Annotated in this window: 21 protein-coding genes and 1 tRNA gene; 9 read left to right on the top strand and 13 right to left on the bottom strand. The window is 72.0% G+C overall.

Annotation, left to right across the window (positions count from 1 at the left end):
* Positions 1-125: 125 nt before the first annotated feature.
* The 5 genes from AC3ET3_RS00665 to AC3ET3_RS00645 all read right to left on the bottom strand — a co-directional run bounded on the left by AC3ET3_RS00665 (position 126) and on the right by AC3ET3_RS00645 (position 6,090).
* Positions 126-1,592 (bottom strand): peptidoglycan D,D-transpeptidase FtsI family protein, encoded by a 1,467-nt coding sequence (locus AC3ET3_RS00665; RefSeq protein ID WP_435611431.1) that lies wholly within the window; start codon positions 1,590-1,592, stop codon positions 126-128.
* Positions 1,589-3,037: an FtsW/RodA/SpoVE family cell cycle protein gene (locus AC3ET3_RS00660; protein WP_432133565.1), complete on the bottom strand. Its 1,449-nt coding sequence runs from the start codon at positions 3,035-3,037 to the stop codon at positions 1,589-1,591. Before AC3ET3_RS00660 ends, AC3ET3_RS00665 begins: the two co-directional genes overlap by 4 nt.
* Positions 3,038-3,063: 26 nt before the next feature.
* Positions 3,064-4,608 (bottom strand): Stp1/IreP family PP2C-type Ser/Thr phosphatase, encoded by a 1,545-nt coding sequence (locus AC3ET3_RS00655; protein ID WP_432133566.1) that lies wholly within the window; start codon positions 4,606-4,608, stop codon positions 3,064-3,066.
* Between the two features lie 92 nt (positions 4,609-4,700).
* On the bottom strand, positions 4,701-5,213 hold the full coding sequence (locus AC3ET3_RS00650) for an FHA domain-containing protein FhaB/FipA (protein ID WP_432133567.1): 513 nt from the start codon (positions 5,211-5,213) through the stop codon (positions 4,701-4,703).
* A gap of 10 nt (positions 5,214-5,223) precedes the next feature.
* The gene (locus tag AC3ET3_RS00645; protein WP_432133568.1) at positions 5,224-6,090 is read right to left on the bottom strand and encodes an FHA domain-containing protein; all 867 of its coding nucleotides are present in this window, start codon (positions 6,088-6,090) and stop codon (positions 5,224-5,226) included.
* Positions 6,091-6,771: 681 nt separating this feature from the next.
* Here AC3ET3_RS00645 and AC3ET3_RS00640 point away from each other — a divergent pair.
* The 4 genes from AC3ET3_RS00640 (at position 6,772) to AC3ET3_RS00625 (ending at position 9,912) form a co-directional block, all read left to right on the top strand.
* Positions 6,772-6,855, top strand: a tRNA-Leu gene (locus AC3ET3_RS00640).
* A 252-nt stretch (positions 6,856-7,107) separates the two neighbouring features.
* On the top strand, positions 7,108-8,520 hold the full coding sequence (locus tag AC3ET3_RS00635; RefSeq protein WP_432157208.1) for a DUF2252 domain-containing protein: 1,413 nt from the start codon (positions 7,108-7,110) through the stop codon (positions 8,518-8,520).
* 222 nt (positions 8,521-8,742) lie between these two features.
* Positions 8,743-9,561, top strand: coding sequence for a hypothetical protein (locus tag AC3ET3_RS00630; protein WP_432133570.1), 819 nt, complete (start codon positions 8,743-8,745; stop codon positions 9,559-9,561).
* 3 nt (positions 9,562-9,564) lie between these two features.
* The gene (locus AC3ET3_RS00625) at positions 9,565-9,912 is read left to right on the top strand and encodes a rhodanese-like domain-containing protein (protein ID WP_432133571.1); all 348 of its coding nucleotides are present in this window, start codon (positions 9,565-9,567) and stop codon (positions 9,910-9,912) included.
* Between the two features lie 248 nt (positions 9,913-10,160).
* On the opposite strand, the gene AC3ET3_RS00620 is transcribed toward AC3ET3_RS00625, so the two are convergent.
* The 7 genes from AC3ET3_RS00620 to AC3ET3_RS00590 form a co-directional block, all read right to left on the bottom strand.
* Positions 10,161-11,303, bottom strand: coding sequence for an acyl-CoA dehydrogenase family protein (locus AC3ET3_RS00620; protein WP_432133572.1), 1,143 nt, complete (start codon positions 11,301-11,303; stop codon positions 10,161-10,163).
* 288 nt (positions 11,304-11,591) lie between these two features.
* Entirely contained in the window at positions 11,592-12,653 is a 1,062-nt protein-coding gene (locus AC3ET3_RS00615) for a 2Fe-2S iron-sulfur cluster-binding protein (RefSeq protein ID WP_435611430.1), read from the bottom strand.
* The gene (paaD, locus tag AC3ET3_RS00610) at positions 12,653-13,222 is read right to left on the bottom strand and encodes a 1,2-phenylacetyl-CoA epoxidase subunit PaaD (RefSeq protein ID WP_432157206.1); all 570 of its coding nucleotides are present in this window, start codon (positions 13,220-13,222) and stop codon (positions 12,653-12,655) included. Before paaD ends, AC3ET3_RS00615 begins: the two co-directional genes overlap by 1 nt.
* A complete protein-coding gene (gene paaC / locus AC3ET3_RS00605; RefSeq protein ID WP_432133575.1) occupies positions 13,216-13,983 on the bottom strand; it encodes a 1,2-phenylacetyl-CoA epoxidase subunit PaaC in 768 nt (255 codons plus the stop codon). Before paaC ends, paaD begins: the two co-directional genes overlap by 7 nt.
* On the bottom strand, positions 13,980-14,267 hold the full coding sequence (gene paaB / locus AC3ET3_RS00600; protein WP_366835263.1) for a 1,2-phenylacetyl-CoA epoxidase subunit PaaB: 288 nt from the start codon (positions 14,265-14,267) through the stop codon (positions 13,980-13,982). Before paaB ends, paaC begins: the two co-directional genes overlap by 4 nt.
* Positions 14,264-15,241, bottom strand: coding sequence for a 1,2-phenylacetyl-CoA epoxidase subunit PaaA (gene paaA, locus AC3ET3_RS00595; RefSeq protein ID WP_432133576.1), 978 nt, complete (start codon positions 15,239-15,241; stop codon positions 14,264-14,266). The genes paaB and paaA overlap by 4 nt, the downstream gene beginning before the upstream one ends.
* 630 nt (positions 15,242-15,871) lie before the next feature.
* On the bottom strand, positions 15,872-16,159 hold the full coding sequence (locus tag AC3ET3_RS00590; RefSeq protein ID WP_435611429.1) for a hypothetical protein: 288 nt from the start codon (positions 16,157-16,159) through the stop codon (positions 15,872-15,874).
* Positions 16,160-16,198: 39 nt separating this feature from the next.
* Between AC3ET3_RS00590 and AC3ET3_RS00585 the strand changes: the two genes are divergently transcribed.
* From AC3ET3_RS00585 to AC3ET3_RS00575, 3 genes are read left to right on the top strand one after another with little or no spacing between them, the layout of a single operon-like run.
* Complete coding sequence (locus AC3ET3_RS00585) at positions 16,199-16,720, top strand: DUF5819 family protein (RefSeq protein ID WP_432133578.1); 522 nt, start codon at positions 16,199-16,201, stop codon at positions 16,718-16,720.
* A complete protein-coding gene (locus tag AC3ET3_RS00580; RefSeq protein ID WP_435611428.1) occupies positions 16,717-17,943 on the top strand; it encodes an HTTM domain-containing protein in 1,227 nt (408 codons plus the stop codon). Before AC3ET3_RS00585 ends, AC3ET3_RS00580 begins: the two co-directional genes overlap by 4 nt.
* The gene (locus AC3ET3_RS00575) at positions 17,940-18,683 is read left to right on the top strand and encodes a TrmH family RNA methyltransferase (protein ID WP_432133580.1); all 744 of its coding nucleotides are present in this window, start codon (positions 17,940-17,942) and stop codon (positions 18,681-18,683) included. The genes AC3ET3_RS00580 and AC3ET3_RS00575 overlap by 4 nt, the downstream gene beginning before the upstream one ends.
* Here AC3ET3_RS00575 and paaN read toward each other — a convergent pair.
* Complete coding sequence (gene paaN / locus AC3ET3_RS00570; RefSeq protein WP_432133581.1) at positions 18,680-20,371, bottom strand: phenylacetic acid degradation protein PaaN; 1,692 nt, start codon at positions 20,369-20,371, stop codon at positions 18,680-18,682. The genes AC3ET3_RS00575 and paaN overlap by 4 nt on opposite strands.
* A gap of 160 nt (positions 20,372-20,531) precedes the next feature.
* On the opposite strand from paaN, the gene AC3ET3_RS00565 reads away from it, so the two are divergent.
* Positions 20,532-22,055, top strand: coding sequence for a 3-hydroxyacyl-CoA dehydrogenase (locus AC3ET3_RS00565; RefSeq protein ID WP_435611427.1), 1,524 nt, complete (start codon positions 20,532-20,534; stop codon positions 22,053-22,055).
* Positions 22,052-22,642 carry a TetR/AcrR family transcriptional regulator gene (locus AC3ET3_RS00560; RefSeq protein ID WP_432133583.1) on the top strand — a complete coding sequence of 197 codons (591 nt, stop codon included), beginning with the start codon at positions 22,052-22,054 and terminating at the stop codon, positions 22,640-22,642. The genes AC3ET3_RS00565 and AC3ET3_RS00560 overlap by 4 nt, the downstream gene beginning before the upstream one ends.
* The last annotated feature ends 117 nt before the right edge of the window (positions 22,643-22,759 follow it).

Genomic DNA, 22,759 nt, shown 5'->3' with positions numbered 1-22,759 from the left:
GGATACGTCGGTGTGCCGTCCGGGCATACCGTACCCGGCTCGCTCTGTGTGACCTGGCCGAGCCCGTCACCCGATACGGGACCGGTATCCCAACGTGCACGGATGTGCGGGCGCTGTGGGCAGGGTCACTTGTTGTTGCCGATGACCGCCTTCATGACGGCCTTCGCGATCGGGGCGGCCAGACCGCCGCCGGAGATGTCGCCGCGGTTGGCGGCGCCGTCCTCGACGATCACCGCGACGGCCACCGGGGAGCTGCCGTCGGACAGCTTGGCGTACGAGACGAACCAGGCGTACGGCTTCTCGCTGTTGTTGAGGCCGTGCTGGGCGGTACCGGTCTTGCCGCCGACCTTGACGCCGTCGATGGCCGCGTTGGTTCCGGTACCGGTCTCCACGACCGTCTCCATCATGGCCTGAAGCTTCTGCGCGGTCTCCGAGGACATGGGCTGCGAGAGCTCCTCGGGATCGGTGGTCGTGATCACGTCCAGGTTGGAGGCGCGCAGCTGGTCGACCATGTACGGGCGCATCAGCTTGCCGTCGTTGGCGACGGCCGCGGCGACCATGGCCATCTGCAGCGGGGTGGCCCGGTTGGAGCCCTGGCCGATGCCGTCGAGGGCGTTCTGCGGCCGGTTGTCCTCGGGGTAGACGCTCTCGGCGGCGCGCACGGGGGTGTCCAGCTCCTTGTTGCCGAAGCCGAACTTCTCCGCCTGCTCGATCATCTTCTCGTTGCCGACCTGGTCGGCGAGCTTGCCGAAGACGGTGTTGCAGGAGACCCGCAGTGCCTCCCGCAGCGTGGCGTTCTCACACTTGCCGTGCTCGTTGGTGAGGTCCTTGGTGGACTGCGGAAGCCGGTACGGGTCCGGGGTGTCCGTGGGGTCGTCGATGCCGGAGACGATGCCGTTCTCCAGCGCGGCGGCAGCCGTGACGATCTTGAAGGTGGAGCCCGGCGGGTAGGTCTCGCGCAGCGCCCGGTTGAGCATCGGGTCGTCGGGGTTGTTCTTCTTCTGGACCGCGTTCCACGCCTTGGCGTCCTCGTCGGAGTAGCCGGCGAACTTCGACGGGTCGTACGACGGCGTCGAGACCAGGGCCAGGATCTTGCCGGTGGCCGGGTCGATCGCGGCGACCGCGCCCTTCTTGTCGCCGAGACCCTCGTACGCGGCCTTCTGCGCGGCGGCGTTGAGGGTGGTGACGACGCTGCCGCCCTTCTGCGCCTTGCCGGTGAGCATGTCGAGGGTGTTGCGGAAGAACAGCCGGTCGTCGTTGCCGGTGAGGATGCCGTCCTCCAGCTTCTCCAGCTGGTTGGCGCCGAACGCCTGCGAGGAGTAGCCGGTGACGGGCGCCCACATGGGGCCGTCCTTCCAGGTGCGCTTGTACTTGTAGTCGCCGCTGCTCATCTCGACGGAGCCGGTGATGGCCTTGCCGTCGACGATGATGTCGCCGCGCGGGGTGGCGTAGCGGGCGATGTTGACGCGGCGGTTCTCGGTCTGGCTCGCCAGCTCGTCCGCCTTGACGTACTGCAGGTAGTTGGTGCGGACGAGCAGGGCGAGGACGAGGAGGCCGCAGAAGATCGCGATCCGGCGCAGGGGTTTGTTCATGACGGGCGGACCACCTGGGTCATCTCGGCGTCGGGGTTGCTGGCGGGGGCGGGGGCCGGGCGGCGCGCGGTGTCGCTGATCCGGATGAGGATGCCGATGAGCGCCCAGTTGGCGATCACGGAGGAACCGCCGTACGCCAGGAACGGCATCGTCATACCGGTCAGCGGGATGAGCCCCATCACACCGCCGGCGACCACGAAGACCTGCAGCGCGAAGGCGCCGGACAGGCCGACGGCGAGGAGCTTGCCGAACGGGTCGCGGGCGGCCAGGGCGGTGCGGATGCCGCGCTCGACGATCAGGCCGTAGAGCAGCAGCAGCGCCATCAGCCCGGCCAGGCCGATCTCCTCGCCGAAGGTGGCGAGGATGAAGTCGGAGTTGGCGGCGAAGCGGATCAGCTCGGAGTGGCCCTGGCCCCAGCCGGTGCCGAGGGTGCCGCCGGAGCCGAACGCCCACAGGGCCTGCATGGCCTGCTCGGAGTGGACGCCGGGGGCGCCGGCCCGGCTGAGCTCGTACTCGTGCATCGGGTTGAGCCAGGCGTCCACACGGGTCTGGATGTGCGACTCGAAGCTCGCGACGCCGACCGCGCCGGCCGCGGACATCAGCAGACCGAAGACGATCCAGCTGGTCCGCTCGGTGGCGACGTACAGCATGATCACGAACATGCCGAAGAAGAGCAGTGAGGTTCCGAGGTCGGTCTCGAAGACCAGGATCAGGATCGAGATGCCCCAGACGACGATGATCGGTCCGAGGTCGCGGCCTCGGGGCAGGTAGAGCCCGAGGAAGCGGCGGCTGGCCAGGGCGAGCGCGTCCCGCTTGACCATCAGATAGCCGGCGAAGAAGATCGCGAGCACGATCTTGGCGAACTCACCGGGCTGGATGGAGAAGCCGGCCACCGAGATCCAGATCTTGGCGCCGAAGATGTCCTGGCCGAGGCCGGGCACGAGTGGCAGCAGCAGCAGGACCAGCGCGCCGACCATGGAGATGTAGGTGTAGCGCTGCAGGACCCGGTGGTCCTTGAGGAAGATCAGCACCACGATGAACAGGGCGATGCCCAGCGCCGTGTACATCAGCTGCCGCGGCGCGGCCGTACCCGCCTGCTCGATGCTCTGCAGCAGCTTGGACTGGTCGAGCCGCCAGATGGCGACCAGCCCGAGCCCGTTGAGCAGCGTGGCCAGCGGCAGCAGCAGCGGATCCGCGTACGGGGCGAACTTGCGGACCACGAGGTGGGCGACGCCGGCCAGCAGGCCGAGGCCCAGGCCGTAGCTCAGCAGGCCGGACGGCACCTCCTCGTCGATGGCCAGCCCCACGTTGGCGTAGGCGAAGACCGGGATGACGACGGCGAAGACCAGCAGCGCGAGCTCGGTGTTGCGCCGGCTCGGCGCTCCGATCGCGCCGATCGTCGAGGTGTGGTGCGTCGGCGTGTGCGTTGTGTTCGGACTGCTCATCGTGTGACGGGGCCTCTCACGGCTCGCTACTGCTTACCGCACTGCGAGACGACCTCTTTCTCTTCCTCCGACAGGGTGGGGCCGGGGCTGGGAGTGGCGGTCGCGGACGGGGACGGGGACGACGAGGGGGTCGGCTCGGACGTGGACGCCGAGCCCGACGGATTCGGGCTCGGTGAAGCATTGGACGGAGGTGCGGCGGGAGTGGTTCCCGAGGCGATGTCGGCCTGCTTCTTGCACGCGGACGCCAGCACGGAGAGTTCGTCGATCTTCTTCTGGGCGCTGGACCGGCTGTCCTCGGTGATCGTGGCCTGCACCTGCTTCTGCTGGTAGGACGGCAGGTACTTGAGTTCGATGGCTGGGTAGTCCTTCTCCACGTTCGACAGCGACACCCAGGCCAGGTCCTGGCTGATGCCGCGGTACAGCGCGACGTGCTCGCCGTTGGTGCCGACGTAGTACTGGGTCTGTGTCCAGCGCCACCCGCCGTAGAGGCCGCCGGCGACGACGGCGAGCGCGAGGGTGGTGTACAGGGAGACCTTCAGCCACTTGCGGCCCTTGCGGGGCTTGGTGAGGTCGTCCCCGGTGTAGTCGGCGAGGCCGTCGGTCGGGATGAAGCCGGTGATGTCGCTGCCCGAGCCGGGCGGGCCGAACTCGCCGCCGCCCTGCCGGTGGCGCCCCAGCGACGCCGCCCGGCCGGCCGGGGTCTGCATGATGCCGTTGTCGTGCGCCTGGTGCTGGGTCTCGGCGACCGCGCCGACCACCACGGGGGTGTCGGACAGCTGACCGGCCAGGGTGTCGCCGGTGTCCAGGTCGAGGACGTCCGCGACGATCACGGTGATGTTGTCGGGTCCGCCGCCGCGCAGCGCCAGCTGGATGAGCTCCTGGACGGTCTCCTGGGGGCCCTGGTAGCTGGCGAGGGTGTCCTCCAGGGTCTGGTGGGACACCACGCCGGACAGACCGTCGGAGCAGATGAGGTAGCGGTCGCCGGCCCGGACCTCGCGGATCGAGAGATCGGGGTCCACATGCTCGCCGCTGCCCAACGCCCGCATCAGCAGGGACCGTTGGGGGTGGGTGGTGGCCTCTTCCTCGGTGATGCGGCCCTCGTCGACCAGGCGCTGCACCCAGGTGTGGTCCTGGGTGATCTGGGTGAGGACGCCGTCACGCAGCAGATAGGCGCGGGAGTCGCCGACATGGACCAGGCCGAGGCGCTGGCCGGTCCACAGCAGCGCGGTCAGGGTGGTTCCCATGCCCTCCAGCTGCGGGTCCTCCTCGACCATGTGGCGCAGCTGGTCGTTGGCGCGCTGGACGGCGGTACCGAGGGAGGTGAGGACGTCGGAGCCGGGCACGTCCTCGTCGAGCGCGACGATCGTGGAGATCGCCTCCGAGGAGGCCACCTCACCGGCGGCCGCGCCGCCCATGCCGTCGGCGATGGCGAGCAGGCGCGGACCGGCGTAACCGGAGTCCTCGTTGCCCTCCCGGATCATGCCCTTGTGCGATCCGGCGGCGAAGCGCAGTGACAGACTCATGCCCACCTCGCCCGTCGGCCCCGGGTACAGCCGGTCGTGTCGAGCCACACTGCCCACCCTCCGGTCGGGAACACGCCGGGGCCCGGGGTGCCGGCCGCCGCGGCGTGCTCGCTCCGCTCGCGCTCATTCATGATGCAGCACTACTTCCGCAGCTCGATGACGGTCTTGCCGATGCGGATCGGCGCGCCCAGCGGAATCGGTGTGGGGGTCGTCAGCCGCGTTCGGTCGAGGTACGTGCCGTTGGTGGAGCCCAGGTCCTCGACGATCCAGTTGCCGTCACGGTCCGGGTAGATCCTGGCATGGCGGCTGGAGGCGTAGTCGTCGTCCAGCACGATGGTGCTGTCGTGCGCCCGGCCCAGGGTGATGGTCTGGCCCTGGAGCGCGACGGTGGTGCCGGTCAGGGTGCCCTCGGTCACGACGAGCTTGGACGGGGCGTTGCGGCGCTGGCGTCCGCCGGCCGCCGGCTGCTGGCGCTGCTGGGGCGGCGCCTGCCGCTGCGCCTGCTGCGCGCGACCCGCCTCCCGGCGCGCGCCGCGCTGGGTGACGCGCGTACCGAACAGGTCGCTGCGGATGACCTGCACGGCCACGATCACGAACAGCCACAGTACGGCCAGGAACCCCAGCCGCATGACCGTGAGGGTCAGCTCTGACATTGCCCCCGCTTCACCCTTCGGCTTGCCTATAGATAACGGTGGTGCTGCCCACGACGATCCGCGAGCCGTCGCGGAGCGTAGCGCGGGTGGTGTGCTGCCCGTCCACCACGATGCCGTTCGTGGACCCGAGGTCCTGGATCGTCGAGGGCGAACCGGTCCGGATCTCGCAGTGCCGGCGGGACACGCCGGGGTCGTCGATCCGCACGTCGGCGTCGGTGGAGCGGCCGAGTACGAGCGTCTGGCGGGAGATCTGGTGGCGGGTGCCGTTGATCTCGATCCAGTGGCGTGTGCGCGCGCCGGGCTGCGGGGCGCCCGCGAGGCCGCCGCCCGCCGCGGGCGGATAGCCGTACCCGCCGGGGCGGGCCCCGGGGGCGCCGGGCGGCGGAGCGGACGGCATGGGGGGCGCGGCGGGTGCGCCGGCGGGCGGGTAGCCGTAGCCGCCGGGGGTGCCGGGGCGCTGGCCGCCGGCGGGGGGCAGGCCGGCCGGGGCCTGCTGGCTGCTGGAGGAGGCGAGCGTACGGCTGCGCACCCGGTAGAGGCCGGTGTCGAGGTCGTCCGCCTTCTCCAGGTGCACCTTGATCGGGCCCATGAAGGTGTAGCGCTGCTGCTTGGCGTAGTCGCGGACCATGCCGGCGAGCTCGTCGCCGAGCTGGCCCGAGTAGGGGCTCAGCCGCTCGTGGTCGGGAGCGCTGAGCTCCACGATGAAGTCGTTGGGAACGACGGTGCGGTCGCGGTTCCAGATCTGCGCGTTGTTGTCGCACTCGCGCTGGAGCGCGCCGGCGATCTCCACGGGCTGGACCTCGGACTTGAAGACCTTGGCGAAGGTGCCGTTGACCAGACCCTCAAGGCGCTGCTCGAACTTCTTCAGGACTCCCATGGGGCACCTCCTCCGTCGTAGCTGCTGTGCCGGGGCCTTGCCTGGTGCTGCTGGTACTGCTGGTACTGCTGGTACTGCTGGTACTGCTTGTTTTGGTTCTGCTGGTACCGCTGTGCTGCTCGCCTTGCTCGTACTGCTTACTGATCGTATCCACGCGGCGGTGAATCGGCCGGTTCCCCCTTTCGAAGCCGGTCGACGGGTCCTGCCGTGCTCGTTGTCGTGACCCTCTGCCGGGCCCTTTGCCGTGCTGTCCGCCGTGCTGTCTGCCTGCTGTCTGCCGTCGTTCTGCCCAGGATCGTAGAGGCGGCTGTAGACCAGTGTCCCGCACCTGGCTGTGGAGCTTGCCCGGGTGCGGGGGAAGAAGGGGCTACCGGTACGAGGTTGATACGTGAACCGGTCGGCTCCGAGACGTGGCGGACGGTGCCGGGGCGGTGGCGGAATGTGCAGGGTCGGTGGCGGGTGTCGGCGGGTGTCGGCGGGGGTGCGCCGGGGTGCCGCCGGGCTGGGGGCGTGGTGGGGGCGCGGTGGTGGTGTGGTGTGTGGTGGGGTCGCGGTGGTGGTGCGGTGCGTGCCGGTCCGGCGGCCGGTAAGGGATGTGAAGCCACCCCGTCCGGCGTGCTAATGTTCTGCATGTCGCAAGGCGCCGCACCGAACGGATCGGAGCCCCAGGACACACCCAATGCGCGGGTGGCGGAATAGGCAGACGCGCTGGATTCAGGTTCCAGTGCCCGCAAGGGCGTGGGGGTTCAACTCCCCCCTCGCGCACGAGTCGAAAGCCCCCAGGTCTCGGACCTGGGGGCTTTCGCGTTGTCCGGAAACCCTCTGGCCGACGTCCGGACAGTGGCCGACGAGGTCCGGGCAGCGTCCGGCAGGGTCCGGCAGGGGCGGCTCCGGGGTGTGAGGATGCTTACAGGCCGGGGGCCATGACGGCGGGGCGGGGGAAGGTTGCCCGGAGTCCGGGCCGCCAGGACACTGTTCGCGTCATTCGTGCGTGCGTGTGTGGGGGAGGCGGTTGCCGTGATCGAGACCGGTGAGGGTGCGGGGAGCCCGCGGCTGCCGCACATACCCGGCTTCGCCCGCCGAGCCGCCGGCGACTCCCCCAAGGCGGAGGGCAAGGCGCTGCGGCAGCGGGTACCCCGGGCCGCGCACGCCGACCTCGCGCAGGACGCCGGCCGCCCGGACGCGGCGACCGCGGTCGAGGAGTCCAACCGGGGGCGTATCGCCGAGCTGACCCCGATCAGGGTGGGCCGCATGGCCGCCACCCCGTTCGCGTTTCTGCGGGGCTCGGCCGGCCTCATGGCGTACGACCTGGCCCGGACCCCGATGACCGGGGTGCGCGCCCAGATCTGCGGTGACGCCCACGCCGGCAACTTCGGCCTCTACGGCGACGCCCGCGGTGGGCTGGTCATCGACCTGAACGATTTCGACGAGACGGTCGACGGTCCCTGGGAGTGGGACCTCAAGCGGCTCGCCACCTCACTGGTCCTCGCGGGCCGCGAGACCGGCGCCGACGAGGACACCTGCCACAGGGCGGCGTACGACACGGTCGGCTCCTACCGCCGCACGATGCGGCTGCTGGCGAAACTGCCCGCGCTCGACGCGTGGAACGCCATCGCCGACGAGGAACTGGTCTCCCACACCGACGCCCACGATCTGCTGGGCACCCTGGAGCGGGTGTCGGAGAAGGCACGGGCCAACACCAGCGGGCGTTTCGCGGCCAAGTCCACCGAGGCGGCGGCGGACGGCGGGCGCCGCTTCGTGGACGCGCCGCCGGTGCTGCGCAGGGTCCCGGACGCGGAGGCGGCGGCCGTCGCGGCGTCGCTGGGGCCGTACCTGGAGACCCTGCCCGAGGACCGTCTGCCGCTGCTCGCCCGGCACGCGGTGCACGACGTGGCGTTCCGGATCGTGGGCACCGGCAGCGTCGGCACCCGCTCGTACGTGGTGCTCCTGCTGGACCACCGGGACGAGCCGCTGGTCCTGCAGGTGAAGGAGGCCCGCCCCTCGGCGCTGCTGCCGCACCTGGCGACCGCCGGTCACACGGTCGCGCCGGTGCCGCACGAAGGCCGCCGGGTCGTCCTCGGCCAGAAGCGGATGCAGGTGGTCAGCGACATCCTGCTGGGCTGGACGACGGTCGACGGGCGGCCGTTCCAGGTCCGTCAGTTCCGCAACCGCAAGGGCAGCGTCGACCCGGCCGCCCTGACCGCCGACCAGATCGACGACTACGGCCGGATGACCGGCGCCCTGCTCGCCCGGGCCCACTCCCACAGCGCCGACCCGCGCCTCCTGGCCGGCTACTGCGGCAAGAACGACGAACTCGACACCGCACTCGCCGCCTTCGCCGTCGCCTATGCCGACCGCACCGAGGCCGACCACGCGGACCTGTTGGCGGCGGTGCGGTCGGGCAGGGTGGCGGCGGAGACGGGGGTGTGACGGGGTGCGCCGTCGCCGGCGGCCGGAGCCGGCAGGGCTGGGGAGCCGGCAGGGCTGGGGGAGGGGGTCCGGGACGGGAGGCGCCTGAACCGCTGGGAACGGGGGAAAGCGGGCAGGGGACGGAGGGTCCGGCTTGCTTGACGGCCCGGGGCCCGGGGCCCGGGGCCCGGTCGGTCGGCCGGGCGCTGCGTCCCGGCCGGGCGCAGCGACTACGCTGGTCGGGTGACGACCCCCGAAGCTGAGCGGTCGCGGCCCGAGGAGCGGCTCGAACAGGCTGTGCGGACCGCCGAGCAGGCGTTGATCGAGTTCGAGATCGCCGTGGAGACCTTCCGCGTGGAGATCGAGAACTTCTCCCGGCTGCACCATCAGAAACTCGGCCCCATGTACGCCCGCCTCGACGAACTGGACGCCCGGATCGCCGAGGCCCGGGCGGCCCGCAGCGGCGACCCCGAGGACCGCCGCCGCGCCGAGGAGGCCCGCGCCCGGGTGATGCCGATGCCGGAGGTCGAGGAACTGTTCCACGGGTGGATGGGCGGCGAGGGCCTGTACCCGGAGGCCGCCGCGATGCTCACCGACCAGTCCGTACGGCCCCCGGAGCGCGTGCGTCCCAGTGACGAGGCCCGCAAGCTGTACCGCGAGCTGGCCCGCAAGGCCCACCCCGACCTGGCCCGCGAGGAAGCCGACCGCAAGCGCCGCGAGGAGTTCCTGAGCCGCGTCAACGTCGCCTACGCCCGTGGCGACGAGGCCCTGCTGCGCGAGCTGGCCGACGAGTGGGCGGCCGGCCCGGCCCCCGCCGAACGGCGGCCCAGCCGCGCCGAGGAGCTGTACGCCCGTCTGGAGTGGCTCTCGCAGCGCAAGGAGATGCTGACCCGGGTCGCCAAGGAACTGGAGGACGGCCCCATCGCCTCGATGCTCCGGCTGTCCCCCGACGACCCGGACCGGCTCCTGGACGAGATCGCCGAGCGGCTCCTCGCCGACGTCGCCGCCCGGGAGGCGGAACTCGCCGAGCTGGTCGGTGAGGCGTCGTCGGGTAGCGTCTGAGGCATGAGTTTCGGAGCTGGTGTTCCCACGGTCGAGGTTCGCGACCTCAAGGACGGCGACTTCCTGCTGGACGTCCGCGAGGACGACGAATGGCGGGCGGGCCACGCAGAAGGCGCGCTGCACATCCCCATCAGCGAGTTCGTCGCCCGCTACGGCGAGCTGACCGAGGCCGCTCCGCAGGACGGCCGGATCAACGTCATCTGCCGCTCGGGCGGCCGCTCGGCGCAGGTGACGATGTACCTCGCCCAGCAGGGCATCGACGCGGTGAACGTCGACGGCGGCATGCACTCCTGGGCCGCCGCGGGCCGCCCGGTCGTCACGGACGACGGCAAGCCGGGCTTCGTGCTGTAGGAAGCGCTGCGCTGCCTGGCCACCTGCTTCGGGTCCGCGTGCAGAGCCGCGTGCGGGCCCCCGTGCAGGGGCCAGGTGGCGTGCGGGTCCAGGTGCGGGTCCACGTGCAGGTTGATAAGCGGGTGGGTTGGGGCCACGTGCGGGTTGGGTGGGGTCCACGGGTGGGTCCACGTGCGGGCCCTCGGGTGGGCCCGCACGCGGTTGGCGGATGCGTGCTCCACGGCTTGAGCTGTGTGCTGTGCCGGCGTTCAGGCGTGCAGCGGGTGAGCCGCCAGAAGGTCGCCCAGGGCCTCTTCGTGGGCCGCCGCCGGGCCGAGTGAGAGCTCCAGGTGCTTGGCCCAGGCGTGGTAGCGGTGCAGGGGGTATTCGACGTCGGCGCCGAAGCCGCCATGCAGATGCTGGGCCGTCTGCACCACCCGCCGTACTCCCTCCGCCGCCCAGATCTTCGCCACGGCCACGTCCCCGGACGCCGGCAGCGCACCCGGCGCCCCCGAGGCGATCCGCCACGCCGCCTGCCACAGCGTGGCCTCCATCGCCCGCAGGTCGATGTACCGGTCGGCCGCCTGGACGGCGACGGCCTGGAAGGTCGCGATCGGATACCCGAACTGCTCCCGCTGCCCGGCGTACTCGCTCGTCATCCGCAGGACCCGCTCGCCCAGCCCGAGCGCCAGGGCGCAGGTGCCGGTCGCCAGCATGTCCCGCAGCCACGGCCAGGCGTCCTCGGCCTCGACGACATACCGGTCGGCGATCCGCGCCGACTCCAGCCGCAGCTCCCCGAGCCGCTCGCCGTTGGTGGACACCTGCCGGGCCAGCGCGGCCCCGTCCGCGTGTGGGGACACCAGCGCGAGTACGGTCCGGCCGGCCTCGGTGTGCGCCGGTACGGCGACGAGGTCCACGTCGTACGCCCAGGGCACCGCCGTCTGCGTGCCGTCCAGCACCCACCGGCCGGCGCCGTCCCGCCGGGCGGCGACGGCCCGTTCCGCGGGGTCGTGCCCGGTGCCTCCGTGCGCGGCGACGGTCATGACGGTCTCGCCTCGCCCGGCCCCCGGCAGCAGCTCCCGCGCCGACTCCCGGCTCCCGTACCGTTGTACGGCCGCCATGGCCGCGCTGTGCTCCAGCAGCGGCACGCGGGCCAGCACCTTCGCCGACTCCCGCAGCACCAGGCACAGCGCGACGGCGTCCAGCCCCGCCCCGCCGAACTCCTCGTCGAGCAGCAGGCTCAGCAGATCGGCCTCCGCGAGCCTCGACCACAGCGCCCGGTCGAAGCCCTCCGCGACGGGGGCGCCCCGGGTGAGCGCCGGACTCGGTACCGCGTCCGGCGCCACCCCGGCGAACACTCCCTCGGCCGCCTCGGCCGCCGCCAACTGCTCCTCGCTGAAGGTGAAGTCCACGGCAGTCCTCCCGACGGGTCAGCACATCCGGCACATCTGACGGTCCGTCAAGATAGGGCAGGTGTCAGGAGAACGGAACGGGGACGCGACGGGAAGGCCGGAACTGGGGGACGAGAAGACGAGAAGACGAGGGGACGAGGGGGCGAGAAGACGAGGGGGCGAGCGGTGACACCGAGGGACGCCGGGGTGGTCTCAGACGCCGCCGGAGCGGTCTGCAGCCCGCCGGGTGGTCTCAGGCCGCCGGACGGTCTCCGGCCGCCGGGTGGTCACAGAGGACGGTTCGCCCTTTCAGCGGTCGAAGTCCACCTCCACCTTCTCCGTCAGCGGATGCGACTGGCACGCCAGCACGTATCCCGCGTCCGTCTCCTCCGGTTCCAGCGCGAAGTTGCGGTCCATGCGGACCTCGCCGGTGACCAGGAAGGCCCGACAGGTGCCGCACACCCCGCCCTTGCAGGCGTACGGCGCGTCCGGGCGGTTGCGCAGCACCGTCTCCAGCAGCGACTCCCCGTCCCGCACGGGCCAGCTCCCGGCGCGCCCGTCGAGCCGGGCGGTCACCGTGCTGTGTGCGGGCGCGGCTGCCGTGGTGGTGGGGGCGACGAGGTCCACATGGAAGATCTCCTCGTGGATCCGCGCCCGCTCCACGCCGAGCCCGCGCAGCGCTCCCTCCGCGCCCTGCACCAGCCCGTACGGCCCGCACAGGAACCAGCCGCGCACCGCGGCCACGGGCACCAGGGCCGGTAGCAGCCCGGTCAGTCGCTCCCGGTCCAGCCGCCCGGAGGGCAGCCCGGCCTGCTGTTCCTCCCGGGAGAGCACCGTGACCAGTTGCAGCCGCTCGGGGTAGCGGTCCTTGAGGTCGGCGACCTCCTCCAGGAACATCGTCGACGCCGTCGTACGGTCGCCGCGTATCAGGCAGAAACGGGCTTCCGGTTCCCGGGCGAGCAGGGTCGAGACGATCGACAGCACCGGGGTGATGCCGCTGCCGCCGACGATCGCCGCGTACAGACCCGGGGCCGGGTCGAGGGTGAAGCGGCCTGCCGGGGTCATCACCTCGATCTCGTCGCCGGCCGCGATCTCCTTCAGCGCGTAGGTCGAGAACTCCCCGCCCTCGACCAGCCGCACCCCGACCCGCAGGGTGCTCGGCCCCTCGTCACCGGGCGCGGGGGCGGGCGAGCAGATCGAGTAGGTGCGCCGCACCTCGGTGCCGTCGACGACGCGCCGCAGCGCCAGGTGCTGGCCCGGCGCGTGCCGGTACTCGGCGCGCAGCGCTACCGGAACCGTGAAGGTGAGGGCCACGGAGTCGTCGGTGAGCCGGTCCACCGCGGCCACCGGGAGCGGGTGGAAACGGGCCATCACAGCTCCTTGAAGTGGTCGAAGGGTTCGCGGCAGGCCAGGCAGCGGCGCAGCGCCTTGCAGGCGGTGGACGAGAAGCGGCTGAGCAGTTCGGTGTCGGCGGAGCCGCAGAGCGGGCAGCGCACCGGGTCCTGCGATGCCCCGGGGCCGGGGGAGCCTTCGTCGTCGGCGTGGGTGCGGGTGGGCCCGAGCGGTACGCCGATAGGGCCGGCCTCACGTCGCTCGCGGGGAGGAGCGATCCCGAACTCGCGTAGCTTGCGGCGCCCTTCCGGGGAGATGTCGTCCGTGGACCAGGCGGGGCTCAGGACCGTACGGACGGTGACCTCGCGCACCCCGTGGGCGTGCAGCGCCCGCTCTATGTCCAGCGACATCGCTTCCAGAGCCGGGCAGGCGGTGTAGGTCGGGGTCAGCTCGACCTCCACGGTTGTGCCGGCCTCGGTGTCCGCGCCACTCACCCGCACCGCGCGCACCACGCCCAGCTCCCGCAGGGTGAGCACGGGCAGCTCCGGGTCGGGCACCGAACCGGCGACCCGCAGCAGCTCCGCCTCCAGCGGGGTGAGCGTCACCATGACGCCCCCGGGTGGCTGCGGTGCAGATGCTGCATCTCGGCGAGCATCCGGCCGAACGGTTCGGTGTGCAGGCCCTGCCGGCCGGCGCCGGCGGTCCACGCCCCCGAGCGCGGGCCCTCGGGCACGCTCAGCGTGGCCCGGCGCAGCACGCTCTCGACGGACTCCAGCCAGACGCTCTCCAGCTCGCGCGGGTCGATGTCCAGGCCCTCCACCGGCTGGAACATCTCGCCCGTGAACCGCCACAGGGCGTCGCCCGCCCGGGCCATCCGCTCGTGGCTCTCCCGCGTGCCGTCGCCGAGGCGCACGGTCCACTGCTCGGCGTGGTCACGGTGGTAGGCGGTCTCCTTGACGGCCTTCGCGGCAAGCGGTGCGAACGGGCCGTCGCCGGTGGCCAGCCGGGCGTACAGCAGATGCTGGTACGTGGAGAAGTACAGCTGGCGCACGATGGTGTGGGCGAAGTCGCCGTTCGGCTGCTCGACCAGCTGGAGGTTGCGGAAGGCGCGCTCCTCGCGCAGGTAGGCGAGTTCGTCCTCGTCGCCGGCCATCGACAGCAGTACCCGGGCCTGGCCCAGCAGGTCGAGCGCGATGTTGGCGAGGGCGACCTCCTCCTCCAGCACGGGCGCGTGTCCCATCCACTCGCCGAGCCGGTGGGAGAGCACCAGGGCGTCGTCGCCGAGGGCCAGCGCGGCGGCCGTGACGGCTGAGGGTGCGGCCGGGGCGGCGAGGGGCGTGAACGTCGTAGGTGTCGGAGGCGTCGTCACAGGTGCTGCACCCCCTCGGGGATCTCGTAGAACGTCGGGTGCCGGTAGGGCTTGTCGGCGGCCGGCTCGAAGAACGGGTCCTTCTCGTCGGGCGAGGAGGCCGTGATCGCGGCCGACGGGACGACCCAGATGGAGACGCCCTCGCCGCGTCGGGTGTACAGATCCCGCGCGTTGCGCAGGGCCAGCTCCGCGTCCGGTGCGTGCAGGCTGCCGGCGTGGGTGTGGGACAGGCCCCGGCGCGAGCGCACGAAGACCTCCCACAGGGGCCAGTCGGTGTTGGTCATGCCTGCCGCTCTCCTGTCGTGTCGTGGTGCTTGGCCGCGTAGGCCGCGGCGGCCTCGCGGACCCAGGTGCCCTCCTCGTGCGCCCGCCGGCGCTGGGTCAGCCGCTGCTCGTTGCACGGGCCGTTGCCCTTGAGGACTTCCTTGAACTCCGTCCAGTCGATCGGACCGAAGTCGTAGTGCCCCCGCTCCTCGTTCCACCGCAGTTCGGGGTCGGGCAGGGTCAGGCCGAGGGACTCCGCCTGGGGGACGCAGATGTCCACGAACCGCTGGCGCAGCTCGTCGTTGGAGAACCGCTTGATCCTCCACGCCATGGACTGAGCGGAGTGCGCGGACTCGTCGTCGGGCGGGCCGAACATCATCAGCGACGGCCACCACCAGCGGTCCACCGCGTCCTGCGCCATCGCGTGCTGCTCGGCGGTGCCCTTGCTCAGGGCCAGCAGCAGTTCGTACCCCTGGCGCTGGTGGAAGGACTCCTCCTTGCAGACGCGCACCATCGCGCGCGCGTACGGCCCGTAGGAGCAGCGGCACAGGGGGACCTGGTTGGTGATCGCCGCGCCGTCCACCAGCCAGCCGATCGCGCCGACGTCCGCCCATGTCAGGGTGGGGTAGTTGAAGATCGATGAGTACTTCTGGCGGCCGCTGTGGAGCTTGTCGAGCAGGTCGTCACGGCTGGCGCCCAGGGTCTCGGCCGCGCTGTACAGGTACAGGCCGTGGCCCGCCTCGTCCTGGACCTTCGCCATCAGGATCGCCTTGCGGCGCAGGGAAGGGGCGCGGGTGATCCAGTTGGCCTCGGGCTGCATGCCGATGATCTCGGAGTGCGCGTGCTGCGCGATCTGGCGGACCAGCGTCGCCCGGTAGGCGTCCGGCATCCAGTCGCGCGGCTCGATGCGCTCCTCGGCGGACACCGCGGCGTCGAAGACGCGCTGCAGGGCGTCCTCGGTGCCGACCGTGTCCTGCGCGGCTGCTGTCGCCATACGTCCCCCTCGACCTCGGTGCGCGTCTGCGGTACGCGCCGTCCCACATGTCCCGACCGATCGTTCGGTCCGTGCGCTTCAATGGTGAGTCGGCGGTCGAAAGGTGTCAACCGCTGTGGATAACCTGCGGAGGCCGCCTGTGGAAAACCCGTACGAGTCGACTGCTGGGGAGAGCTGCGCCGGGCGGCGGGCGTGAGTACCGTTCCGTGGAGCCGCCGCGGTTGCGCCGTCCGGGTGAACAGGTCATGAGACCGGCCGAGGGCTCCGCGGTGAGCCGACCGACGAGCACCGACATCGGGAACGGGGCGAATGAACACGCACGACGCGGGCGCCGACACCCCAGCCAGCGCTCGGCCATCGTCCTCGCCCCCGGGCGCTCCCGCCCCGGCCACGCCTGTCCCGAGCGTGCCTGTCCAGTCACCGGCTCCGGCGCCGGCCGAGGAGAAGCCGGCCCCGGCCGAGCACATCCGCGGACCCGGCCCCACCCGGACCGGCGCCGCGCCCGCGTCCCCCGAGAGGACGCCCGCCCCGCCCCCCGGGAAGACGAGGGAGGCAGCCGCCGAGACCACCGCCGGTGTCACGGCCGATGCGGTTTCCGCCGGTTTCACGGCCGATGCCAGGGTCTCCCCCTCAGCCGAGGCCGTTGCCGCTGCTCCGGCCGATGCTCACACCCATGCCGATGCTCACGCCCTTGCTGATACTCACGCCCATGCCGACCCTCATGCCGGTGACGATGCCGGCGCCGCTGCCGGGCCCGTCGTCGGCCCGGTCGGTCTCGGTGCCGGCGGGCGGCAGGCCGTGCCCGGGACGGGTCCGTCCGTCGACGGACCGCGTACCGGTGTGGCCGCCCTGTCGCCCCGCTACCAGTTCTGCGCCGCCGTCGCGGTCGCCGTGGTCGCGGTCGCCGTCTGTGTCCACCTCGGGATGGTGTTCCTGCACGTCGCGCCGTCGAACACGATGACGAAGACGCACGGCGAGGCCGTCGACGACTGGGTCTACCCGGAGTTCGAACAGAACTGGAAGCTGTTCGCCCCGAACCCCCTCCAGCAGAACATCGCCGTGCAGGTCCGCGCCCAGACGAGGACACCGGACGGCAGCTCGCACACCACCGGCTGGTACGACCTGTCGGCGCAGGACGGTCGCGCCATCGACGGCAACCCGCTGCCTAGCCACACCCAGCAGAACGAACTGCGCCGGGCCTGGGACTTCTTCTCCAGCACGCACGGCGGTGACAACCGACCCGTCGGGGAACGCGGCGCGCTGTCCGAGGCCTACCTGCGCCGCATCGTCGTGCTCAGGCTGCAGCGGTCCGGCGTGGCGGGCGCGGACGGCGTGGTGGAGCGGGTCCAGGTGCGCTCCCGCACCGTCAACGTGCCGCCGCCCGACTGGAGCGAGGAGACGATCTCGCTCGAACCGGTCTTCCGCGTCCTGCCCTGGTGGACGGTGAGCGCCGGCGAGACCGACGGAGGAGCGCGGTGAACCGGTTCGCCCTGGGCCTCTCCAACGGCATCACCCGCGTCACCGGATCCCCCCTCGGGCCCTACCAGAGTGCCGTGGTCCGCATCGGCTTCGCCCTGACCTGGCTGCTCTTCCTGCTGCGGGAGTATCCGCACCGCGCCGAGCTGTACGGCCCCGACGCGCCCTGGAGCTGGCCGCTGGCCCGGCGGCTGCTGGAGATGAACGGCGCCTTCACCGCGCTGAGCTGGTCCGAGGCGCGCCCGTGGTTCGAGCTCGTGTACGCCTGCGCGGTGCTGTCCGCCGCCTTGCTGCTGGTGGGCTGGCGCACCCGCACCATGTCGGTGCTGTTCATGGCCGGCGTGCTGTCGTTGCAGAACCGCAGCGTTTTCATGGGGGACGGCGGGGACAACGTCCTGCACCTGATGTCGGTCTACCTGGTCTTCACGCGCTGCGGCCGGGTGTGGTCGCTGGACGCGCGGCGGGTCCGGCGCGCCGACGCGGCACGCGCGCGCGGAGAGCAGGTCACCGACCGGGTCGGACCGCTGCTGTGGGCCCTGTGCGGCTGCGCGCTGGCCGCGGTGACCGCCTCGGGTCGGCTCTCCCCCGCCGAGTGGACCGTTCCGGCGCTGCTGTGGGCCGCCTGGGCCGCGCTAGCCCTGTGGTGGCTCGCGGGCCGGTGGGCGGCGCGGTCCGCGGAGCCACGTGTCCTGCTCGACGTGATCGCGAACGTCCTGCACAACGGCGCGCTCGTCGTGATCATGGCCGAGGCGTGCCTGATCTACGCGACGGCAGGCTGGTACAAGATCCAGGGCACCCGATGGCAGGACGGCACCGCCGTCTACTACCCGCTGCACCTGGACTACTTCTCGCCCTGGCCCGCTCTGGGCGACCTGCTGGCGTCCAGCGCCCTCGCCGTCATGCTGGTCACCTACGGCACGGTCGTCGCCCAGGTCGCCTTCCCGTTCACGCTGTTCAACCGGCGCGTCAAGAACGTCCTGCTGGCCGCGATGATGACCGAGCACGCGGTGATCGCCGTGGTCCTCGGCCTGCCGTTCTTCTCCCTGGCGATGATCACGGCCGACTCGGTCTTCCTGCCCACCTCGTTCCTGCGCCGGGTCGGCGGCGCGGTCGCACGCGCGCGTGCCCGCCTCCGACCGGGCGGTGGCGCGTCCGCCGACCGGGGCCGGACGGAGGTTCCGCCGTCGGAACGGCCCGACCCCGGACACGTAGGCTTCCCCGCATGAACGACCCCCTCGGGGCGTGGCGCGACCTCGCCGGTGACCGTGTCCTGCTCGACGGTTTCCACGCCCTCAAGCACGCGCTTCGCTTCGGCGCCGAGGTTCCGGTGGCGGTCACCGCGGACCGGGCGGCCGCGCTGGCCCTCGCCGACGACCTGGCGCCGGACCTACGGGAGCGCCTGGCCGGGCTGCTGGTCGAGGTGCCGAGGGCGGCGTACGTGAGCCTGGTGCCGCGCCCGCACCCCACCGCCGTGGCGGCGCTGGCGGTACGGCCCTCGCGCGAGGCCGGTCTTCAGGCGCTGGCGCGCACCCCGCGGTCCGCGCCCGTCGTGGTCCTCGACGACCCGCGCAACCTCGGCAACGCGGGCGCCGTCATCCGGCTGGCCGCCGGGTTCGGGGCGACCGGGGTCGTGACCACCGGCACCGTCGACCCCTGGCATCCCACGGTGGTGCGCGGCGGGGCGGGGCTGCACTTCGCCACGGTGGTGGAGCGCCTCGGTGTGGACGAACTGCCGACGGGTCCGCTGTTCGCCCTGGATCCCGAGGGCGACGACATCCGGGGGGCCGAGCTCCCGGACGACGCCGTCCTCGCCTTCGGCTCCGAGCGCGGCGGCCTGTCCGCCGCCCTGCGCGCGCGTGCCGACCGGCTGCTGTCCCTGCCGATGCGGCCGCAGGTCTCCAGCTACAACCTCGCCACCAGCGTGGCGATGACGCTGTACCACTGGAGCCTGCGCGGCGCCCGCTAGGCCTCCCGGCGCACCTCCACCACCCGGAAGCGGTTGGCCACGAACGCGCCGTCGCACAGGGCCGCGTTGGCCGCCGGGTTGCCGCCCGAGCCGTGGAAGTCGGAGAACGCGGCCGTCTGGTTCACGTAGACCCCGCCGGTGAGGTTGAGGGAGAGCTGGGCGGCCTCCTCCAGGCAGACCTCCTGGACGGCCTCCTCGACCTCCGCGTCGGTCGTGTACGCGCCGACGGTCATCGCGCCCTTCTCCCGCACCGTGCGCCGCAGCAGTTCGACGGCGTCGGCCGCCGAGTCGACCGCGACGACGAAGGAGACGGGCCCGAAGCACTCGCTCATGTAGGCGCCCTCGGCGTCCGGCTTCGTGCCGTCCAGCTTGACGATGACCGGGGTGCGCACGACCGCGTCGGGGAACTCGGGGTTGGTGACCGCGCGCGAGGCGAGCGCGACCTCGCCGAGACCGGCGGCGGCCTCCAGGCGGGCCTTGACGTCCGGGTTGACGATGGCGCCCAGCAGTCCGTTGGCGCGCGCGTCGTCGCCGAGCAGACCGTCCACCGCACGCGCGAGGTCGGTGGCCACCTCGTCGAACGTCTTGACGCCGTCGTCGGTGCGGATGCCGTCGCGCGGGACGAGCAGGTTCTGCGGAGTGGTGCACATCTGACCGCTGTACAGGGACAGTGAGAACGCCAGGTTGGACAGCATGCCCTTGTAGTCGTCCGTCGACTCCACGATCACCGTGTTGACGCCGGCCTTCTCCGTGTAGACCTGCGCCTGGCGGGCGTTGGCCTCCAGCCAGTCGCCGAAGGCGGTCGAGCCGGTGTAGTCGATGATCCGGATCTCGGGGCGGGTGGCGAGCGTCTTGGCGATGCCCTCGCCGGGCCGTTCGGCGGCCAGCGCGACCAGGTTGGGGTCGAAGCCCGCCTCGGCGAGGACCTCGCGCGCGACGCGCACGGTGAGCGCGAGCGGCAGCACCGCGCGCGGGTGCGGCTTGACCAGGACCGCGTTGCCGGTGGCCAGGGAGGCGAAGAGCCCCGGGTAGCCGTTCCACGTCGGGAAGGTGTTGCAGCCGATGACCAGGCCGATGCCGCGCGGGACGGGCGTGAAGCGCTTGGTGAGGGCGAGCGGGTCGCGCTTGCCCTGCGGCTTGGTCCACTCGGCGGTGTCGGGCGTGCGGACCTGCTCCACGTACGCGTACGCCACCGCCTCCATGCCGCGGTCCTGCGCGTGCGGGCCGCCGGCCTGGAACGCCATCATGAACGCCTGGCCGGAGGTGTGCATGACCGCGTGCGCGAACTCGTGCGTGCGGTCGCTGATCCGCTTGAGGATCTCCAGGCATACCATCGCGCGGGCCTCCGCGCCCGCGTCCCGCCAGGCCCGCTGCCCGGCCTGCATGGCGGGCAGCAGCACGTCGAGGTCGGCGTGCGGGTACTCCACGCCGAGTTCGATGCCGTACGGCGACACCTCGCCGCCGACCCAGCCGTCGGTGCCGGGCTGGCCGAGGTCGAGGCGGGTGCCGAGGAGCGCGTCGAAGGCCGCCTTGCCCGCCGCGAGGTCCAGGCTGCCGTTCTCCCCGTACGCCTTGGGGTGCTCGGGGTGGGGGGACCAGTACGCGCGCGTGCGGATCGCTTCCAGCGCCTGATCGAGCGTGGGCCGGTGGGTGGCGATCAGTTCGTGCGCGGTCAGTCGGGCGGCCATGCGGGACCAACTCCTCGTCTCAAGAACTCTCCGTCGAGTTCATGACCTGGGCGGAAACATGGGCAGGAACAGCCAGTGAGAGTTAGAGTAACCGAACGATCGGTCGGGACAAGGGGGCCTGCCGCATCTGTGGAAAACCCCGTGCGGGAGGATCGCGCCCATGACAGCACTCGACCTCAGCAGTCCTGTGGGCGTCGTCGGCACCGGCACCATGGGCCAGGGCATCGCCCAGGTCGCGCTGGTCGCCGGGCACCCCGTGCGGCTCTACGACGCCGCACCCGGGCGGGCCCGGGAAGCGACCGCAGCGATCGTCGCCCGGCTCGACCGGCTGGTCGAGAAGGACCGGCTACCCGCCACCGCCCGCGACGCCGCCCGCGACCGGCTGCGGCCGGCGCGGGACCTCACCGAGTTCGCCGACTGCGCCCTCGTCGTCGAGGCCGTCCTGGAGCGTCTCGACGTCAAGCAGGAGCTGCTGCGCGAGCTGGAGGCGATCGTCTCCGAGGACTGTCTGCTCGCCACCAACACCTCGTCCCTGTCGGTCACGGCCATCGGCGGCGGCCTGCGCGCCCCCGGCCGCTTCGTGGGCCTGCACTTCTTCAACCCGGCCCCGCTGCTGCCGCTGGTCGAGGTCGTCTCCGGGTTCGCCACCGACGTCACGTCGGCCACGCGCGCGTACGAGACGGCCCGCGCCTGGGGCAAGACACCGGTCGCCTGCGCCGACACCCCCGGCTTCATCGTCAACCGCATCGCCCGGCCGTTCTACGCCGAGGCGTTCGCGGTCTACGAGGCGCAGGGCGCCGACCCCGCGACCATCGACGCGGTGCTGCGCGAGAGCGGCGGCTTCCGGATGGGCGCCTTCGAGCTGACCGACCTGATCGGCCAGGACGTCAACGAGTCCGTCACCCACTCCGTCTGGCAGTCCTTCTTCCAGGACACCCGCTTCACGCCGTCCCTCGCGCAGCGACGGCTGGTCGAGTCGGGCCGGCTCGGCCGCAAGAGCGGCCGGGGCTGGTACGAGTATTCCGGTGAGTCCGGTGCCGTCGAGCGTCCCGAGCCGCACACCGCGGAGAAGCACCGGGCGCCCGCCCACGTCGTCGTCGAGGGCGATCTGGGCCCCGCCGGCGAGCTGACGGCGCTGATCCGCGAGGCGGGCATCGAGGTGCGTGAGGAGGACGAGGACAGCGGCTCGCGGCTGGTGCTGCCGTCCGGCGGCCGGCTGGCACTCGCCGACGGGCAGACCTCCGTGGAGTTCCGCGACGTCGTCTACTTCGATCTCGCCCTCGACTACCGCAAGTCCACCCGCGTCGCCCTGTCCGCGTGCCAGGACACCTCACCGCAGACCCTGGCAGAGGCGATCGGCCTCTTCCAGGCCCTCGGCAAGGACGTCAGCGTCATCGGTGACGTCCCCGGCATGATCGTGGCCCGCACGGTCGCGCGGATCGTCGACCTCGCGTACGACGCCGTCGCCAAGGGCGTGGCCACCGAGGAGGACGTAGACACCGCCATGCGCCTGGGCGTCAACTACCCCCTCGGGCCCTTCGAGTGGAGTCGCAGGCTGGGCCGGACCTGGGCACACGACCTGCTGGAGGAGCTGAACCTGCGCGAGCCGTCGGGCCGTTACGCCCCCTCTCTCGCGCTGTATCGCCACGGGCACGCCACGGACAAGCGGGAAGGCACCTCGTGACCACCGCCAAGCGCGACACCTACACCCCGGAGACGCTGCTCTCCGTCGCCGTCCAGGTCTTCAACGAGCGCGGTTACGACGGCACTTCCATGGAGCACCTCTCCAAGGCGGCCGGCATCTCCAAGTCGTCGATCTACCATCATGTCGCCGGTAAGGAGGAGCTGCTGCGGCGAGCCGTCAGCCGCGCCCTGGACGGTTTGTTCGGCATCCTCGACGAGGAGCACGCACGCGTGGGGCGCTCCGCCGAGCGGCTGGAGTACGTCGTGCGCCGCATGGTGGAGGTCCTCATCGCCGAACTCCCCTACGTCACCCTCCTGCTGCGGGTCCGCGGCAACACCGGCACCGAGCGCTGGGCCCTGGACCGCCGCCGCGACTTCGACCACCGGGTCGCCGAGCTCCTCAAGGCGGCCGCGGACGACGGCGACGTGCGGGGCGACGTGGAGGTCCGCCTGGCCACCCGGCTGGTCTTCGGAATGATCAATTCCATCGTGGAGTGGTACCGCCCGGACGGCCGCGGCATGACCGAACGCGAGGTGGGCGACGCGGTGGTGCGGCTGGTCTTCGGGGGGCTGCGCCAGGCCGACTGAGCACCGGTGCGCGGAGAGGGCGGGCATGCTCCCCGCTGCCCGCGCGCGTCCGGGATGCCGGCGGGGCGGTCCACACGGTGACCGGGCTGCCAGCGTCGGCCTGGTCGCCGAGCTGAA

It is taken from the genome of Streptomyces sp. bgisy159 (genome assembly GCF_057707805.1).
This window is presented reverse-complemented; position numbering and strand designations above follow the sequence as displayed.